A 16,876-nucleotide genomic window follows, 5' to 3' on the forward strand; every position below is an offset into this window, starting at 1 on the left:
CCTGGCTCCAATCTTGCCGACCATGTTTCCGCAACCATACCAGAACGGTTGAGTTGCCCTGAATTCCGTATCGGGCTTGTGCCTGCTGGCAGGTGAGCTCGCCTTTTTCAATCTGCTCGACCACGGCTAATTTAAAAGTCAGCGAGTAATCGCGCTGTGTCCGTTTCACACCTTGTCCCATCGGGCTCTCCATTTATGTGGGGGAAAGGTGTAAACCATATTCAGGACGGGACAACCCAATAAAAAAGGTGGTCTCTTGACCACCTTTTTTATGTCACGCCCCCAGACAGAGAGCCCACCCCATGCGTAAAACCAAGATTATCGCTACCCTAGGCCCGGCCAGCTCCTCCAGGGAGATGGTGGAAAAATTGATCCTGGCGGGAGCCAATGTGTTTCGACTCAACTTCTCCCATGGCACCAGTGAACAGCATCAGCAACTCGCCCGGCGGATCCGCGAGGTTGCGACCCGGCTCGGGGTGCACATCGGCATACTGGCCGATCTGCAAGGCCCCAAGATCCGGATCGCCAGCTTCGCAGAGGGCAGCATACGGCTGCTGCCGGGGGATGGTTTCATTCTGGATGCCAGTCTGGATCCCGCGCAGGGCAACCAGGAGCGCGTCGGCCTCGATTACCCCGAACTGGTCAATGAGGTCAGGGTCGACAACATATTGCTGCTCGACGATGGCCGCCTGCAGTTCAAGGTGGAGCACATTGCAAAGAACCGGGTCTACACCCGAGTATTGATCGGGGGCGTCTTGTCCAATCGCAAGGGGATCAACGTGCTGGGGGGCGGCCTGAGCGCACCGGCCCTGACTGAGAAAGACAAGCTGGACATCGTGACGGCGCACCAGTTGGGCGCCGACTTCGTCGCCATCTCCTTCCCGCGCAGTGCGGCAGACTTGCAGGAGGCGCGGCAATTGATCCGGGCCACCGGCAGCAGGGCCGCCATCGTTGCCAAGGTGGAGCGGGCCGAGGTGGTCGCCTCCGTCGAGGCCATGGATGACGTCATCCGCGCCGCCGACATCATCATGGTGGCCAGGGGGGATCTGGGCGTCGAGATAGGCGACGCCAGACTGCCCGGCGTCCAGAAGAGACTGATCCAGCGCTGTCGCCTGCTTGGCCGCCCGGTGATCACGGCGACCCAGATGATGGAGTCCATGATAACCAACCCCATGCCAACCCGGGCCGAGGTGCTGGATGTCGCCAATGCGGTCATGGACGGTACCGACGCCGTCATGCTTTCGGCAGAATCTGCCGCAGGAAGTTATCCGGTTGAAGCCGTTGAGGCCATGGCCCGCATCGCCCTCGGTGCAGAGCAGGAGGCGCTATTCGGGCAGCCACTCTGGCAGAAGATCGGCTCACAGGAGCAACCCGGCCACGGCATGGCGCTGGCTGCCATGATCTCCGCCTTCGGACAGAACAAGGGGTGCGGTATTGCCGTGCTGACTCGCCAGGGCGCTGCCGTCATCGCCCTCTCCCGCACCCATCTCGACAACCCGCTCTGGGCCCTCTCCAGCGATAGGCCCTTGCTCAATCAGATGGCCATGCTGCGTGGCGTGCGTCCCATCTACTTCGAACAGACGCAGACAGATAGTCGCCATGACCACCTGATCGCCACCTTGCGCCAGGCCAACCAGCTGACCGGGCTCGACTCTCTGTTGATCAGCCAACTTGATGCCTTGGAGGGATATGGTCATGAGGATGTCTGTCGCCTGGTGCCCCTGAGCACTGATCCTGTGGCGTTTGCCTGCTGATGGTGAGGCCTGGCTCTGAACAGAGAGGGCCGAATCGCAGGATCCGGAATGCAAAAAACCCCGCCTAAGCGGGGTTTTTCTAAAGATGGTCGGTGATAAAGGATTCGAACCTTTGACCCTCTGGTCCCAAACCAGATGCGCTACCGGGCTGCGCTAATCACCGAGAAATTTTGTACTGCCACACAAAAAACGACTTTGTCATCCTTTGCTTACAGTCAGTATGGTGCGAAGAGAGGGACTCGAACCCTCACACCCTAAGGCACTAACACCTGAAGCTAGCGCGTCTACCAATTCCGCCACCTTCGCATACCGAACTAACTGTCACTCTACAGCTTAAATGGGGTGGCTGATGGGGCTCGAACCCACGACAACCGGAATCACAATCCGGGACTCTACCAACTGAGCTACAGCCACCACAGCTGTTTTGTTCCACAACACGCCCGCTAATCAGCGCACGTTTGATGGTGCGCCCGACAGGATTCGAACCTGTGACCTCTGCCTCCGGAGGGCAGCGCTCTATCCAGCTGAGCTACGGGCGCCACGCTGTCGAACGGGGCGGATTATTCATTACCTGAGCCTGCTTGTCTACTCTTTTTTTATTTCATTGATTCAAGTGCTGTTTTTTCAATCACTTGGCAGCATTTGTAACAACTAATCAGCCATTAGGCCTGATTTGGCACCAGGATCCCCTGTTTCTACTGCTTCTACCTCCTTGACTTGCCCTCACATGCCCCTAAAATGAATGAACGTTCATTCAGTGGTATCCCAAGGACCATGAACAAGAAAGAGCGCATCTTCGATGCCGCACACGATATTCTCGCCGAGCAGGGCTTCCATGGGCTCTCCATTGCCATGGTCGCCAAGCAAGCGAAGGTAGCAACTGGAACTATTTATCGTTATTTTAGCGACAAGGAAGATTTGATCCGCCAGCTTTATCGGCACACCATCATGGGGTGCCGTGAGCAGATACTGAATGACGTGAATATAGAAGAGACATCTTTCGAGCAATACCGACAGTTGTGGCTCAATATTCATCACATTTTTACGTCCGACCCGAATGCCATCATCTGCAAACTGCAGTATGAGTGCTCGCCTTTGGCCTCGGAACTGGAACGCGACCCCGTCATCATGGCGCTATGGGAACCATTAGATCGGTTTTTTGAGCGAGGTCGTATAACAGGACTGTTTATCGATTTACCGCTGAGGGTGCTGCAATCCCTCAGCCTGGACAGTGTTGCCCTCTTGCTACAACAATGCAGGGGGCATAAGTTGACCCTGACCGATACACAGCAGGAAGCCGTGATACGCGCCAGCTGGCAAGCCATATTACAACCCTAAAACTTCTCTATCAGGAATCTGTTCATGAAAAAGTGGATGGCCATCATGTTGCTGATCGCGCTGGCCCTGTTTGGCAGTGTTATCGGCTTCAATATGTTCAAGCAGAAGAAGATCGCCGAGTTCATGGCCAACAGGCCAGAACCCGAATTCCCTGTCACCTCCATGGTTATCAAGCCCCAGGACTGGGTCCCGACCATAGAGGCAATTGGCTTCGTCGAACCAAACCAGGGGGTCACGCTGTCGACCGAACTGGCGGGCACCATAGACAAGATCGCCTTCGAATCAGGCATGGCCGTCACCGCCGATCGACTGCTGATCAGCCTGGATTCGGGTGTTGAGAGAGCCAACCTGCGCTCCTCCACCGCCAGACTGCCTGCCGCCCGAGCCAAGTTCGAGCGCTACAAGAACCTCTATACGAAGAACTCCATCTCCCGTGACCAGCTCGATGATGCCGAGGCCAGCTACCGCTCCCTGGAGGCCGATATTGAGAGTCTGAAGGCGACCATAGCCCGCCGGGAAGTACGCGCGCCTTTCGCGGGTGTCGTCGGTCTGCGTAATGTCTTCCTCGGCCAGTACATGGAACCGGGTACCGAGATAGTGCGTCTGGAAGATATCAGCGTGATGCGCCTGCGCTTTACCGTGCCCCAGACCGATATCTCCAAGATATCCCTGGGCCAGACCATCAAGATCAGCGTGGATGCTTACCCGCAAACCGAGTTCAGCGGCAAGATCAGCGCCATCGAGCCGGCGGTCAACTATCAGAGCGGCCTGATCCAGGTCCAGGCGGACATCCCGAACAATGGCGGTAAACTGCGCTCCGGCATGTTTGCCCGCGCCAGCATTGTGCTGCCCACCATCAAAGACCAGGTCGTGCTGCCCCAAAATGCCATCACCTTCACCCTCTATGGCCAGAACGTCTACGTCATCCAGGAGAAGGACGGCGTCAAACGTGTCACCCAACATGTGGTCAAGGTTGGCGAGCGCCGCGGCAATGACGCCCATATCCTGAGCGGCATCAAGGCCGGTGATGAAGTGGTGCTGTCTGGACAGGTGCGATTGAGTAACGACACCAAGGTCAAAGTTGAGAAAAACGATGCCCTGGCCGTCCCGGCACAAGCCCCGATGCTGTAAGCGCGGAGATCTGTAATGCGATTTACTGACATATTCATAAAGCGGCCCGTGCTGGCAATCTCGATCAGTTTTCTGATCGCCTTGCTCGGCTTCCAGGCCATCTTCAAGATGCAGGTGCGCGAATACCCCGAGGTGATCAATACCGTCATCACGGTCAACACCAGCTACTACGGCGCCAGCTCGGATCTGATCCAGGGTTTCATCACCCAACCCCTGGAACAGGCGATAGCCCAGGCCGATAACATCGACTTCATGACCTCGTCCAGCCAGCTGGGCAGCTCGACCGTGACGGCATTTATGAAGTTGAATACCGACCCGAACGCCGCGCTGTCAGACATACTGGCCAAGGTGAACTCGGTACGTTCCCAGCTGCCCAAAGAGTCGGAAGACCCTTCGGTCACCTCCTCCACAGGGTCGACCACGGCGGTGCTCTATCTGGGTGTCACCAGTCCTGAGCTGAACTCCAGCCAGATCACCGACTACCTGGAGCGGGTCGTCAAACCCCAGCTGTTCACTGTGGGCGGCGTCTCCAAAGTGGATCTGTATGGCGGTACCGAGTTTGCCCTGCGCGTCTGGCTGGATCCGGCCAAGATGGCCGCCTTCGACCTGACCGCAACTGACGTGATGACGGTGCTCAACAGCAACAACTATCAGTCGGCAACCGGTCAGTCCACCGGCTATTTCATGCTGTTCAACGGGGATGCCAAGACTCAGGTCACCAATACTGCCGAACTGGAGCGACTGGTTGTATCGACCCGGGAAGGCAAGGTGATCCGTCTGTCCGACATCGCCAAAGTCAGTCTGGAGAAGAGCCACGACATCTATCGTGCCACCGCCAACGGCCGCGAAGCCGTGGTTATGGCCGTCAACGCCTCCCCGACCGCCAACCCGATCAACATCGCCCACGATGTGCTGGCGATGCTGCCAAGCCTCAAACGCAACATGCCGAGCACCATGGAGATGAACGTCCTCTATGACTCGACCGTGGCCATCAATGAATCGATCCACGAGGTTATCAAGACCATCATCGAGGCGGCGGCCATCGTACTGGTGGTGATCACCCTGTTCCTGGGCTCGTTCCGCGCCGTTATCATCCCCATCATCACCATCCCCTTGAGTCTCATCGGGGTCGTGATGGTGATGGACATCTTTGGCTTCTCCATCAATCTCATGACGCTGCTCGCCATGGTGCTCGCCATCGGTCTGGTGGTGGATGACGCCATCGTGGTGCTGGAGAACGTGGACAGGCATATCAAGGAGGGTGAGGAGCCCTTCCGGGCCGCCATCATAGGCACCCGGGAGATAGCCGTGCCCGTCATCGCCATGACCCTGACCCTGGCGGCCGTGTATGCCCCTATCGCATTGATGGGCGGCATCACCGGCTCGCTGTTCAAGGAGTTTGCGCTGACCCTGGCGGGGGCCGTGTTCGTGTCGGGCATCATCGCCCTGACCCTCTCCCCCATGATGTGTTCCGTGATGCTCAAGGCCAATGCCAAACCGAGCAAATTCGAGAGCACTGTGCATCATCTGCTCGAGCGCATGACGGATCGCTATGACCGCATGCTCCATGCCGTGATGCAAAAACGCATCGTGGTCATCGTCTTCGCGGTCATCGTCTTTGGCAGTCTGCCATTGCTGTTCAAGTTCATCCCGAGCGAACTGGCCCCCTCCGAAGATAAAGGGGTCATGGCGGTGCTGGGTACGGCGCCCTCGAACGCCAACCTGGACTACATCGAAAACACCATGGCGGAGGTGAACAAGGTGCTGGATGATCAGCCCGAGATCGCCTACTCCCAGGTCTTCTCCGGCCTGTTCAATGCCAACCAGGCGTTCGGTATCGCCTCCATGAAACCCTGGAGCGAGCGGGAAGCCAGTCAGAAAGAGGTGCTGGATCGAGTCGGAGCCATTGTCAAAAATGTGCCAGGCATGTCCATCACCACCTTCCAGTTCCCCGAACTGCCAGGTGCGTCCAGTGGCTTGCCGATCCAGTTCGTCATCACCACACCGAACAGCTTCGAGAGCCTGTTCATCGTGGCGAGCGAAGTGCTGGCCGCCGCTCAGGCCAGTGGCCAGTTTGTCTACTCGGATCTCGATCTGAACTACGACTCTGCCACCATGAAGATCAGCATCGACAAGGACAAGGCGGGTGCCTACGGCATCACCATGCAGGACATAGGCGTTACCATGGGCACCATGATGGCGGATGGCTACGTCAACCGTATCGATCTGGATGGCCGCTCCTATGAAGTGATCCCGCAGGTGGAACGCAAGTACCGCCTCAACCCCGAGTCGATGAAGGGCTACTATGTTCGCGCCGCCGATGGCCGCTCAGTGCCCCTTGGCAGCCTGATCACCATAGATGTGGTCGGTGAGCCACGCGCCCTGCCCCACTTCAACCAGCTCAACTCGGCGACCATAGGTGCAGTGCCTACCCCGGGTGTTGCCATGGGTGATGCGATCGGCTGGTTAGAAACGGAAGCGGCCTCCACCCTGCCCCAGGGCTATCGTTACGATTTCATGGGCGAGGCGCGTCAGTTTGTCACCGAAGGTAATGCGCTCTATGCCACCTTCGCGCTGGCACTGGCCATCATCTTCCTGGTGCTGGCCATCCAGTTCGAATCCGTCCGTGACCCGTTGGTGATCATGGTATCGGTTCCCCTGGCCATCAGTGGCGCCTTGATCGCCCTGGCTTGGGGTCTGGCGACCATGAACATCTACTCCCAGGTGGGCTTGATCACCCTCGTTGGTTTGATTACCAAGCACGGCATCCTGATCTGTGAGGTAGCCAAAGAAGAACAGCTGCTGCACGGCAGGAACCGTATGGAAGCGGTGATGCAGGCAGCCAAGGTGCGACTGCGCCCCATACTGATGACCACGGCGGCCATGATAGCGGGTCTGATCCCGCTGCTGTACGCCGCCGGTGCTGGCGCAGCCCAGCGCTTCAGTATCGGTATCGTCATCGTCGCCGGTCTGGCCATCGGCACCCTGTTCACGCTGTTCGTACTGCCGGTTATCTACACCTTCCTGGCGTCCAAACATGAGCCGCTCAAGGAGTTCGACGAGTCGGTCCCTCCCAAGGCACAGGGCGGTCACTGATCCCCTGCTCCATATGAATGAAAAGGCCCCGCGAGGGGCCTTTTTTCTGGGCGGGAGTTGAGCCTTCAATACAGGGTCTTCAACAATAAGTGCCGCTCAGGGTCATCCCCGACCATCCCCCATAAAAACGGCCACCCGCAGGGGTGGCCGTTTCGCGATGGGTAGCACCCAAGGGGTTTAGCGCAAGGACTTGACCGAGCGGCGCACGATGAGTTCGGGCTGCACCGTCATGGATTCGACTTCCAGCTCCTTGTTGCGGATCCGGCTCACCAGCTGTTGCACCGCCAGCAGACCCAGTTCGGCCTTGGGGTGGCGAATAGTGGTGAGCGGCGGGCTGGAGAAGCGCGCCATCTCCACATCGTCATAGCCGATGACGGAGATATCGTCCGGCACCTTGACCCCGGCCTCCCAGGCCGCGCAAATGGCGCCTATCGCCATGGGATCGTCGAAGGCAAACACCGCGGTCGGACGCGGCTCGAGCGCCAGGATATGCAGCATCTGGTCGAAGCCGCTCTGACTCTCGTAGTCACCCTCGAAGATCTGTTCATCCTGCAAGGTGAGACCCTGCTCGGCCAGGGCATCGCGCACCCCATCCAGTCGCTGCTGGGTGGTTGGCTTGTCGAGCTGACCCGTGATGCAGGCGATATTGCGGTGACCCTGCTCCAGCAGGTGGCTGACCGCCATGCGGGCACCGATGCGGGCGTTGTCATTGATGACGTTGGCAAAATCGCACTCGGTTCCCCAATCCAGCACCACCTGGGGCACATTCTTGTGGATGCGCAGCATGTCGCGCAGGGGGGTATCGATGTCGGTGCCCAATACCAGCAGGCCATCGACCCGCTTCTCCATCAGCATTCTCAGATAATGCTGCTGACGGGGCGGCTGGTTCTCTGTATTGCAGAGGATCAGGCTGTAGCCCTGCTCGAAGCAGTAAGCCTCCACCCCGCGCACCACCTCCGCGAAGAAGGGGTTGGCACTGGTAGTGACCAGCATGCCGATGGTCTTGGTCGAATTTATCTTGAGGCTGCGCGCCACCGAATTGGGTGCGTAGTTGAGCTCTGCCACCGCCTCAAGCACGTTTTGGGTTGCTTCTTCGCTGACCCGACGGGTGTGATTGAGTACATGTGAGACGGTGGAGATGGATACGCCTGCGCGCGCGGCGACATCTTTAATAGTGGCCATCTCTGTCTCCTGAATATCAAAAGCGGAACCTTAGCAGATTTCCCGAATAAAGGCTTGAAATTAACGGGAACTATCAGGCGATTGCCGATGCTGGCTAATCTAGGTGCTGCCCAGAGTTTGCGCAAACAGATTTTGAACGAAATGGGAGCCTCATCAGAGTAAAAACTCGTCAGGTTTTTCCGCTATCAAATCAACAAGATTCGAATGTTAACTTTATGTTGCTCACACGAAACAGCATGAAACACCAAGTAAATGTCTATACATAGTAGCAAGCTTCATTTAAACCCCACCCAACCCCCCTTATGCCATATCTTTAACAGCTTGTTATTACTGGGGCAGGAATGATAGAACCTTACCATTGCCGGACAAGCGGGAAGTCTGCCCGGTGTGAAACAATCCACTGATTAAAGGGACGAATCTATGAATAACTGGAGCAAGGTTGCAGTCAGGGCAGCGGTTTCTATGGCGCTGTTTGGTTCTGTTTCCATGGCCTATGCCGCCGACACCATCAAGATTGGCATTGCAGGCCCGGTCACCGGCCCGGTCGCTCAATATGGCGACATGCAATTCACCGGCGGCAAGATGGCCGTCGAGATGATCAACAAGGCTGGCGGCATCAAGGGCAAGCAGATCGAGGCCGTCATCTATGATGATGCCTGCGATCCCAAGCAAGCGGTCGCGGTCGCCAACAAGGTGATCAACGACGGTGTCAAATTTGTGGTTGGCCACCTCTGCTCCGATAACACCCTGCCCGCCTCCGACATCTATGAAGACGAAGGCGTGCTGATGATCACCCCCGCCTCCACCAACCCCAAGATCACCGAGCGTGGCTACCAGATGGTGCTGCGTACCATAGGTCTGGATAGCGATCAGGGCCCGACTGCCGCCAAGTACATCATCGACGTGGTCAAGCCCCAACGTGTCGCCGTCATTCATGACAAGAAGCAGTACGGTGAAGGCATCGCCTCCAGCGTGAAAGCCACTCTGGACAAGGCTGGCGTCAAAGTCGTGGCCTTCGAGGGGATCACCGCAGGCGACAAGGACTTCTCCGCCCTGATCGCCAAGCTGCAGAAAGAGAACGTCGATTTCGTCTACTACGGCGGCTACCACCCTGAGCTGGGCCTGATCCTGCGCCAGGCAAATGAGAAAGGCTTCAAAGCCAAATTCATGGGTCCGGAAGGGGTAGGCAACAAGGACATCTCCGCCATCGGTGGCAAGGGCTCAGAGGGTCTGCTGGTGACGCTGCCGAACAAATATGATCTGGTGCCAGCCAACGCCCCGATCGTCGCGGCCTTCAAGGCCAAAGGTCAGGACTCTTCCGGTCCCTTCGTTTGGACCACCTATGCGGCAGTCCAGACCCTGGCCGCCGGGATAGAGAAAGCGGGTGAAGACCCGGTTGCCGTGGAAAAGGCCATCAAGAGCAGCACCATAGACACCGTCATGGGCCCCCTCACCTGGGCTGCAAATGGCGACCTGAAAGGCTTCGAGTTCGGCATGTTCGAGTGGCATGCCGACGGCACCTCTACTCAACTCAAATAATAAATCTGCCGGAGGGGGTGAGCATGCTCACCCCCTCACGTCTTTGCGGGCAAGTACAGGGAACGCAGTATGTCCGAACATATTCTTTATTTGGTTCAGCAGTTGCTGAACGGATTAACCATAGGTAGCACCTATGCGTTGATCGCCATCGGCTACACCATGGTCTATGGCATCATTGGCATGATCAACTTCGCTCATGGCGAGGTTTACATGATTGGCTCCTATGTGGCCTTCATGGTCATGGCCGCCCTCATGATGATGGGTATAGACACCACAGCCATACTGCTTGGGTCTGCCTTTCTCATCAGTATCATAGTGACCGGCACCTATGGCTGGACCATAGAGCGGGTCGCCTACCGCCCCTTGCGCGGCGGCAACCGTCTGATCCCCCTCATCTCTGCCATCGGCATGTCGATCTTCTTGCAGAACATGATGCGCATGGCCCAGGGATCCCGGGACATCGCCATGCCGACCCTGATCAGTGGCGGCTGGAACTTTGGCTCAGAAGATGGCTTCCAGGCCAGTCTCTCCTATATGCAGCTCATCATCTTCGTGGTGACCTTCATCACCATGCTGGCGCTGACCCAGTTCATCAACCGCTCCCGCATGGGTCGCGCCTGCCGCGCCTGCTCGGAAGACATCAAGATGGCAAACCTGCTGGGCATAGACACCCATGTGGTCATCTCCATTACCTTCGTGCTGGGGGCCACCCTGGCCGCCGTCGCCGGTGTGCTGCTTGGCATGTATTACGGCGTCATCAACCCCTACCTCGGCTTTATGGCCGGGCTGAAAGCCTTCACCGCCGCGGTGCTGGGGGGCATCGGCAGCATTCCCGGTGCCGTGATCGGGGGGCTGTTGCTCGGCGTGGTCGAGGCGCTCACCGCCGGCTACCTCAGCACCGAGTACAAGGACGTCATGGCCTTCGCCCTGCTCATCCTGGTACTGCTCTTTATGCCCACCGGTCTCCTGGGTCGCCCGGAGGTCGAAAAAGTATGATGAAATATGCATATATCATCGGCCTGATGCCGTTCTCCATGGCCAGCATTGGCATCCTGAGTCGCCCGGAGGTCGAGAAGGTATGATGAAACGTCAATTCATTCACGCCTGCGTCGCCAGCCTGGTGCTGATGCTGCTCTCCTTCTGGCTGCTCGGCTTCAAGCTCGAGACGGAAGGCACCCGTCTGCTGGTCATCAGTCGACTCGATGTCTCCCTGGTCTGGTTGCTGGGTGGGGCGGCACTGGTGTTCTGCTTCCAGCTGCTGCGCAGCCAGATCCTGGGACTGTTCAAGGGGTCCACCAGTGGCGTCTCCAAGCTGGTGCTGCCCAGCCCGGAGCAGGCTCCACGCCTCTACAACACGGCGGCCCTCATCGCCCTGCTGCTGGCGGTAAGCTGGCCCTTCATGGCCTCCCGTGGTGCCGTGGATCTCGCCACTCTCACGCTCATTTACGTGATGCTGGGTCTGGGACTGAACGTGGTGGTCGGTCTGGCGGGTCTGCTCGATCTCGGTTATGTCGGCTTCTATGCGGTCGGCGCCTACAGCTATGCCCTGCTCAACACCTACTTCGGGCTGAGCTTCTGGGAGTGCCTGCCCATCGCGGGGGGCATGGCCGCCCTGTTCGGCTTCCTGCTCGGCTTCCCCGTGCTGCGGCTGAGGGGGGATTATCTGGCCATAGTGACCCTGGGGTTTGGCGAGATCATCCGCATCCTGCTCAACAACCTCACCTCCCTCACCGGTGGCCCAAACGGGATATCAGGTATTCCCAAACCCACCCTGGGTGGCCTGGAGTTCAACCGCACCGTCAAGGACGGCGGCTTCGGCACCTTCCACGACTTCTTCGGCATCACCTACAACGCCAACCACAAGGTGATCTTCGTCTATCTGATGGCCTTGCTGCTGGTGATTGCCACCCTGTTCGTCATCAATCGCCTGCTGCGTATGCCTCTTGGCCGTGCCTGGGAGGCGCTGCGTGAAGATGAGATCGCCTGCAAATCACTGGGGCTCAACCCCACCATCATCAAGCTGACCGCCTTTACCATAGGCGCCTGCTTCGCGGGCTTCGCGGGCAGCTTCTTTGCTTCGCGCCAGGGCTTTATCAGCCCCGAGTCCTTCGTGTTCATCGAGTCCGCCATCGTGCTGGCCATCGTGGTGCTGGGTGGCATGGGCTCCCAGATCGGCGTGGTGCTGGCCGCCATCGTAATGACGGTACTGCCCGAGCTGGCTCGCGAATTCAACGAATACCGCATGTTGATGTTCGGTCTGCTGATGGTCTTTATGATGATCTGGCGTCCTCAGGGTCTGCTGCCAATGACTCGCCCCCATCTGGAGCTGCAAAAATGAATCAGAAGTTATTGGAAGTCTCTGATCTGTCGATGCGTCACCTGGATGGGCTGCTCGTGATGCCCCTGGCCCAGCAAGTGGAGCTGCAAAAATGAATCAGAAGTTGTTAGAGGTCTCTGATCTGTCGATGCGTTTTGGTGGCCTGTTGGCCGTCAACGGCGTCAAACTGGATGTCGACCAGGGCGAGGTCATCTCCATCATTGGCCCCAACGGGGCTGGCAAAACCACTATTTTCAACTGCCTGACCGGCTTCTACCGGCCAAGCGGTGGCACCATCCGTTACCGTGGCGAGGAGATCCAGGGGCTACCAGGCCATCTGATCGCCCGCAAGGGGGTGGTGCGCACCTTCCAGCACGTGCGGCTGTTCAAGGACATGACGGCAGTAGAAAACCTGCTGGTCGCCCAGCATCGTCACCTCAACACCGGTTTTATCTCCGGTTTGTTCAAGACCCCGGCTTTTCGCCGCGCCGAACAGGAGGGGCTGGATCAGTCCGCCTTCTGGCTGGAAAAGGTGGGCCTCAAGGATCTTGCCAACCGTCCCGCGGGTAACCTGGCTTATGGCCAGCAACGCCGCCTCGAGATAGCCCGTTGCATGGCCACCAAGCCAGCACTGTTGATGCTCGATGAGCCGGCTGCCGGTCTCAACCCCCATGAGACCGACGAGCTCAACGAGCTGATCGTCGGGCTGCGCGATGAGTTCGGTGTCTCTGTGTTGCTCATCGAGCACGACATGAAGCTGGTGATGGAGATCTCCAACCGCATCTTCGTGGTCAACCAGGGCACCCCGCTGGCTCAGGGTAAACCGGAGGAAATCCGTAATAATCCGGCAGTGATCAAGGCCTATCTGGGCGAGTCGTAAGGACAAAAAGATGTTAGAACTTCGCAACGTATCGACCCATTACGGCAAGATCCAGGCCCTGCACGACGTCAGTGTCGAGGTAAAAGAAGGCGAGATAGTCACCCTGATCGGGGCCAACGGCGCCGGCAAGACCACGCTGCTGATGACGCTCTGTGGCGAACCCAAACCCAGTAGCGGCAGCATCTGGTTCGAGGGAGAAGAGATCACCTCCCTCACCACGGCCCGCATCATGCGCAAAGACATCGCCGTGGTGCCAGAAGGGCGGCGTATCTTCGCCAGACTGACGGTGGAGGAGAACCTGCGCATGGGCGCCTTCTTCGTCGACAAGCATGAGCAGGAGGGTCTGCTGCAACAGGTGTTCACCATGTTCCCACGGCTCCATGAACGGCTGGAACAACGGGCGGGCACCATGTCCGGGGGCGAGCAGCAGATGCTGGCCATCGGTCGGGCCCTGATGAGCAAGCCGCGCCTGCTGCTGCTCGACGAGCCCTCCCTCGGCCTGGCCCCCATCATCATCCAGCAGATCTTCGACACCATTTTGCAGCTGAGGGAGAAGGGCATGACCATCTTCCTGGTAGAGCAAAATGCCAACCAGGCACTCAAGCTGGCGGACAGAGGCTATGTGCTGGAGAACGGCCGGGTGGTGCTGCAAGACTCGGGCGCCGCCTTGTTGTCCAATCCCGCAGTGCGTCAAGCCTATCTGGGCGGCTGACATGGCTCCTTTACCCATTTCATCCTGCTATCCATGGCAGCCATGCCCCGGATATCGCTCGGTGATGAGGTCGTGAGCCACCCCAGGGTCACCCCGGACAGTCACAGGTTCTGGCGTGACCCTGAACTGCCTTTTATCGAGGCGCGCTCGGTGCAAGATGGCCGGCGCGTCTGCTATGACAAACACAGTCATGCCCACTTTTCCATTGGTGCCATTACCGGCGGCCACAGCCACTACCTCAATCAGCGCAGCTGGCAGAGCGTTGGCAGCGGCACGCTGGTGCTGATGAACCCGGAAGAGGTCCATGCCTGCAACCCCGTCTCGGATCAGCCCTGGTCCTATCTGATGTTCTATCTCGACCTCGACTGGCTGGGGGGCCAGCAACAAGACGCGAGTCTGGGCAGCGAATTTCGCCCCTTCGACATGACCGCCAGTCGGGATCCCCTGCTCTATTCCCTATTGGCAAGCCTCTATCGCACCCTGGTCGATAGCAGCCAGGATACCCTGGCCAAACAGGTGGCCTGCCACGGATTCGGCCACCAGCTACTGCATCGCCTGACCCCGGCCAAGTGGGATGATCGCCCGCCCCCGCGCCTGCAACGGGCCGCCGAGCTGATGCAGGACGACTGCGCCAATGCGCTCAGCTTGCAACAGCTAAGCGCCGTGGCCGAACTCAGCCCCTCCCACTTCGTGCGCGCCTTCAACCGTCACTACGGCATGACGCCCCACGCCTACCTGCTCAACCAGCGTATTCGCCACGCCCGCATGCTGTTACAGCGGGGGCAATCCCTGGCCGATGTCGCCCTGGCGAGCGGCTTCGCCGATCAGGCCCACTTCCAGCGCCAGTTCAAACGCTTGGTCGCCGCCACTCCGGGCCAGTATCGTGCCCAGATGTCGCGCCAAGACGTCCACTGCGATGAGTGATGAGGAAGCAGGCCAGTGGCCCAGAGTGCTCAAGATCAGGGTTCCATCACCAGATAGAGGCCGCTGAGCAGCAGTAGCGCCGCCATGGCGCGATTGAACCAGCGCAGCCGACGCCGGCATGACAATGCCTCCCGCAACTGGCTGCCTGCATAAGCCCAGCAGGCAATCGATACCAGGCAGATCACCAGATACAACAAGCAAAACTGCAGTACCTGCCCCAGCCCTCCTAGCGCGCCATAGGCACCAACCCCCATGCTGGCCGCCAGCCACGCCTTGGGGTTGAGCCATTGCATCATGGCGCCATACCAGAATGCCGGAGGCTTGCCCTCCTGAGCACTCAGCGTGCCGTCATCTCGCAGCAGCAACCAGGCCATGTAGCAGAGAAACCCCACCCCGCCCCAACGGATGGCGCTGCCGAACACCGGCCAGCTCGATAACAGGGTGCCCAGGCCCAATCCCATCAGCAATAACAACAAGATGAAACCCAGGGTAGCCCCGACCACGTGCCGCAGGCTGGCACGAAAGCCATATCGGGCCCCGTTGCTGAGGGCCACCAGATTGACGGGACCCGGGGTAATGGACATGGCCAGGGCAAACCCGGCCATGGATAACAGCAGACTCGTTTCCATCAATGACACTCCAACAAGATGAGAGGAGGCCACCCTAGCGGCCATGACCGGCCCGGGTATTGAAGAAAATTGCGCTCAGGCCCTCGCCGAGATGCCCAGAGGAGATTGCCCCCTTAGCGCAGGCGCGCTCATGGGGTAAACTGCAACCCTATCGTTACTATCAGGACAAGGTCATGGATCAATTCGCCCACATCAGCGCCCAGGATGCCCACACCAAGCTCGCCGCGGGCGAGGCAAGACTCGTCGATATTCGTGATCCCCAGTCATTCGAGACATCTCATGCGGTGGGCGCCTTTCATCTGACCAACGGCAGTCTGGTGCGTTTCATGGATGAGGTGGACTTCGACACCCCCGTCATCGTCATCTGCTATCACGGCAATAGCAGCCAGGGTGCAGCCCAGTACCTGCTGCAACAGGGCTTCGAGGAGGTCTACAGCCTGGATGGCGGCTTTGAGGCGTGGCGCAAGGAGTTCCCCATCCAGGCGGGCGATGCATGAGCGGCGCCGATGAGCACGTCCCGGCAGGCATGATACAGCTGCTGGTACTGGACAACGCCCGCATGGCCCAGGCGCTGGTCGACTACCTCAGCACTCTGGGGATCCCGTGCGAGCTGACCCAGTCAGAGCTTGGCGTCAGTGTCTGGCTCGCCGACGAGCAGCGTGTCGCCCAGGCCCAGCTAGAGGTGAAGCGTTTCCTGGCCGAGCCCAGTCACCCCCGCTATATGGAAGCCTCCTGGCAATCCGGCCGGGCCGATGTCCGCATCGACTACAGCAAGGGCATGACGGATCCCATCACCGATTTCCTGCACCACGCCGGGCCACTAACCCTGCTGGTCATCATTGCCTGTCTCGCTATCTATGCCCTGCAGGCGATCGGCCTGCCCATCTATGATCTGCTGGCATTTCACCCGACCCTGGCCCAGTTTGCCGATTGGCAGGCCTGGCGTTACCTGACCCCGGCCTTCATCCATTTCTCCATATTGCATCTGGTGTTCAACCTGCTGTGGTGGTGGTATCTGGGTGGCCAGATAGAGCAGCGCCTGGGCAGTGGCAAGCTGTTTATTCTGCTGCTGGTCGGGGCGGCCCTGCCCAACATCGCCGAGTTCTTCGCCAGCGGCCCGCTGTTTGGCGGCCTCTCCGGTGTGGTCTATGCCCTGCTCGGCTACCTCTGGCTGCGCGGCCGCCTGCAACCGGAGTCCGGTTTCGCCCTGCCCCCGGCCCTGATGGGCTTCATGCTGTTCTGGCTGGTGCTCGGCTTCTTCGACCTGCTCGGTACCAGCACGGCCAACATCGCCCATCTGATCGGCCTGCTGGTCGGTCTGCTGCAAGGCTGGCTGGACCGCCACCACAAGCTGGCCTAGTCGTTGTTGTCATA

Annotated in this window: 14 protein-coding genes, 4 tRNA genes and 1 pseudogene; 12 read left to right on the top strand and 7 right to left on the bottom strand. The window is 58.9% G+C overall.

Features of this window, described 5'->3' with window-relative positions; translation table 11 throughout:
• Positions 1 to 181: pseudogene (locus BN1130_RS18870) on the bottom strand (IS3 family transposase); the annotation flags it as partial.
• A 121-nt stretch (positions 182 to 302) separates the two neighbouring features.
• Here BN1130_RS18870 and pyk point away from each other — a divergent pair.
• Positions 303 to 1,754 carry a pyruvate kinase gene (gene pyk / locus BN1130_RS18875; protein WP_042043934.1) on the top strand — a complete coding sequence of 484 codons (1,452 nt, stop codon included), beginning with the start codon at positions 303 to 305 and terminating at the stop codon, positions 1,752 to 1,754.
• An 86-nt stretch (positions 1,755 to 1,840) separates the two neighbouring features.
• Here pyk and BN1130_RS18880 read toward each other — a convergent pair.
• The 4 genes from BN1130_RS18880 to BN1130_RS18895 form a co-directional block, all read right to left on the bottom strand.
• Positions 1,841 to 1,917: transfer RNA gene (locus BN1130_RS18880), tRNA-Pro, on the bottom strand.
• A 58-nt stretch (positions 1,918 to 1,975) separates the two neighbouring features.
• A tRNA-Leu gene (locus BN1130_RS18885) sits at positions 1,976 to 2,060 on the bottom strand.
• A gap of 32 nt (positions 2,061 to 2,092) precedes the next feature.
• A tRNA-His gene (locus tag BN1130_RS18890) sits at positions 2,093 to 2,168 on the bottom strand.
• Between the two features lie 48 nt (positions 2,169 to 2,216).
• Positions 2,217 to 2,293, bottom strand: a tRNA-Arg gene (locus BN1130_RS18895).
• A 235-nt stretch (positions 2,294 to 2,528) separates the two neighbouring features.
• Between BN1130_RS18895 and BN1130_RS18900 the strand changes: the two genes are divergently transcribed.
• Genes BN1130_RS18900 through BN1130_RS18910 form a run of 3 tightly spaced genes read left to right on the top strand, consistent with a single transcriptional unit; the run spans position 2,529 to position 7,319 of the window.
• Positions 2,529 to 3,092, top strand: a complete 564-nt coding sequence (locus BN1130_RS18900; protein WP_042043935.1) for a TetR/AcrR family transcriptional regulator — start codon at positions 2,529 to 2,531, stop codon at positions 3,090 to 3,092.
• A 24-nt stretch (positions 3,093 to 3,116) separates the two neighbouring features.
• Complete coding sequence (locus BN1130_RS18905) at positions 3,117 to 4,223, top strand: efflux RND transporter periplasmic adaptor subunit (protein WP_042043937.1); 1,107 nt, start codon at positions 3,117 to 3,119, stop codon at positions 4,221 to 4,223.
• 15 nt (positions 4,224 to 4,238) lie between these two features.
• Positions 4,239 to 7,319: a multidrug efflux RND transporter permease subunit gene (locus BN1130_RS18910; RefSeq protein WP_042043939.1), complete on the top strand. Its 3,081-nt coding sequence runs from the start codon at positions 4,239 to 4,241 to the stop codon at positions 7,317 to 7,319.
• Between the two features lie 177 nt (positions 7,320 to 7,496).
• On the opposite strand, the gene BN1130_RS18915 is transcribed toward BN1130_RS18910, so the two are convergent.
• Entirely contained in the window at positions 7,497 to 8,501 is a 1,005-nt protein-coding gene (locus BN1130_RS18915) for a substrate-binding domain-containing protein (RefSeq protein ID WP_042043940.1), read from the bottom strand.
• A gap of 420 nt (positions 8,502 to 8,921) precedes the next feature.
• On the opposite strand from BN1130_RS18915, the gene BN1130_RS18920 reads away from it, so the two are divergent.
• The 6 genes from BN1130_RS18920 (at position 8,922) to BN1130_RS18945 (ending at position 14,873) form a co-directional block, all read left to right on the top strand.
• Positions 8,922 to 10,040 (top strand): branched-chain amino acid ABC transporter substrate-binding protein, encoded by a 1,119-nt coding sequence (locus tag BN1130_RS18920; RefSeq protein ID WP_042043942.1) that lies wholly within the window; start codon positions 8,922 to 8,924, stop codon positions 10,038 to 10,040.
• 69 nt (positions 10,041 to 10,109) lie between these two features.
• Positions 10,110 to 11,036: a high-affinity branched-chain amino acid ABC transporter permease LivH gene (gene livH / locus BN1130_RS18925; RefSeq protein ID WP_042043944.1), complete on the top strand. Its 927-nt coding sequence runs from the start codon at positions 10,110 to 10,112 to the stop codon at positions 11,034 to 11,036.
• A gap of 85 nt (positions 11,037 to 11,121) precedes the next feature.
• Positions 11,122 to 12,378, top strand: coding sequence for a high-affinity branched-chain amino acid ABC transporter permease LivM (locus BN1130_RS18930; protein WP_042043946.1), 1,257 nt, complete (start codon positions 11,122 to 11,124; stop codon positions 12,376 to 12,378).
• Positions 12,379 to 12,469: 91 nt separating this feature from the next.
• Positions 12,470 to 13,237: a high-affinity branched-chain amino acid ABC transporter ATP-binding protein LivG gene (livG, locus tag BN1130_RS18935; protein WP_042043949.1), complete on the top strand. Its 768-nt coding sequence runs from the start codon at positions 12,470 to 12,472 to the stop codon at positions 13,235 to 13,237.
• Positions 13,238 to 13,247: 10 nt separating this feature from the next.
• On the top strand, positions 13,248 to 13,949 hold the full coding sequence (locus BN1130_RS18940; protein WP_042043951.1) for an ABC transporter ATP-binding protein: 702 nt from the start codon (positions 13,248 to 13,250) through the stop codon (positions 13,947 to 13,949).
• A 42-nt stretch (positions 13,950 to 13,991) separates the two neighbouring features.
• A complete protein-coding gene (locus BN1130_RS18945) occupies positions 13,992 to 14,873 on the top strand; it encodes an AraC family transcriptional regulator (RefSeq protein ID WP_042044034.1) in 882 nt (293 codons plus the stop codon).
• Positions 14,874 to 14,908: 35 nt separating this feature from the next.
• Here the strand turns inward: BN1130_RS18945 and BN1130_RS18950 are convergent, their stop codons facing one another.
• Positions 14,909 to 15,502, bottom strand: coding sequence for a LysE family translocator (locus BN1130_RS18950; protein WP_157014102.1), 594 nt, complete (start codon positions 15,500 to 15,502; stop codon positions 14,909 to 14,911).
• Positions 15,503 to 15,675: 173 nt separating this feature from the next.
• On the opposite strand from BN1130_RS18950, the gene glpE reads away from it, so the two are divergent.
• Positions 15,676 to 15,999, top strand: coding sequence for a thiosulfate sulfurtransferase GlpE (gene glpE / locus BN1130_RS18955; protein WP_042043952.1), 324 nt, complete (start codon positions 15,676 to 15,678; stop codon positions 15,997 to 15,999).
• 29 nt (positions 16,000 to 16,028) lie between these two features.
• On the top strand, positions 16,029 to 16,862 hold the full coding sequence (gene glpG, locus BN1130_RS18960) for a rhomboid family intramembrane serine protease GlpG (protein ID WP_042044037.1): 834 nt from the start codon (positions 16,029 to 16,031) through the stop codon (positions 16,860 to 16,862).
• Positions 16,863 to 16,876 lie beyond the last annotated feature (14 nt).

This window comes from Aeromonas rivuli (genome assembly GCF_000820045.1).
GTDB classification, from domain to species: domain Bacteria; phylum Pseudomonadota; class Gammaproteobacteria; order Enterobacterales; family Aeromonadaceae; genus Aeromonas; species Aeromonas rivuli.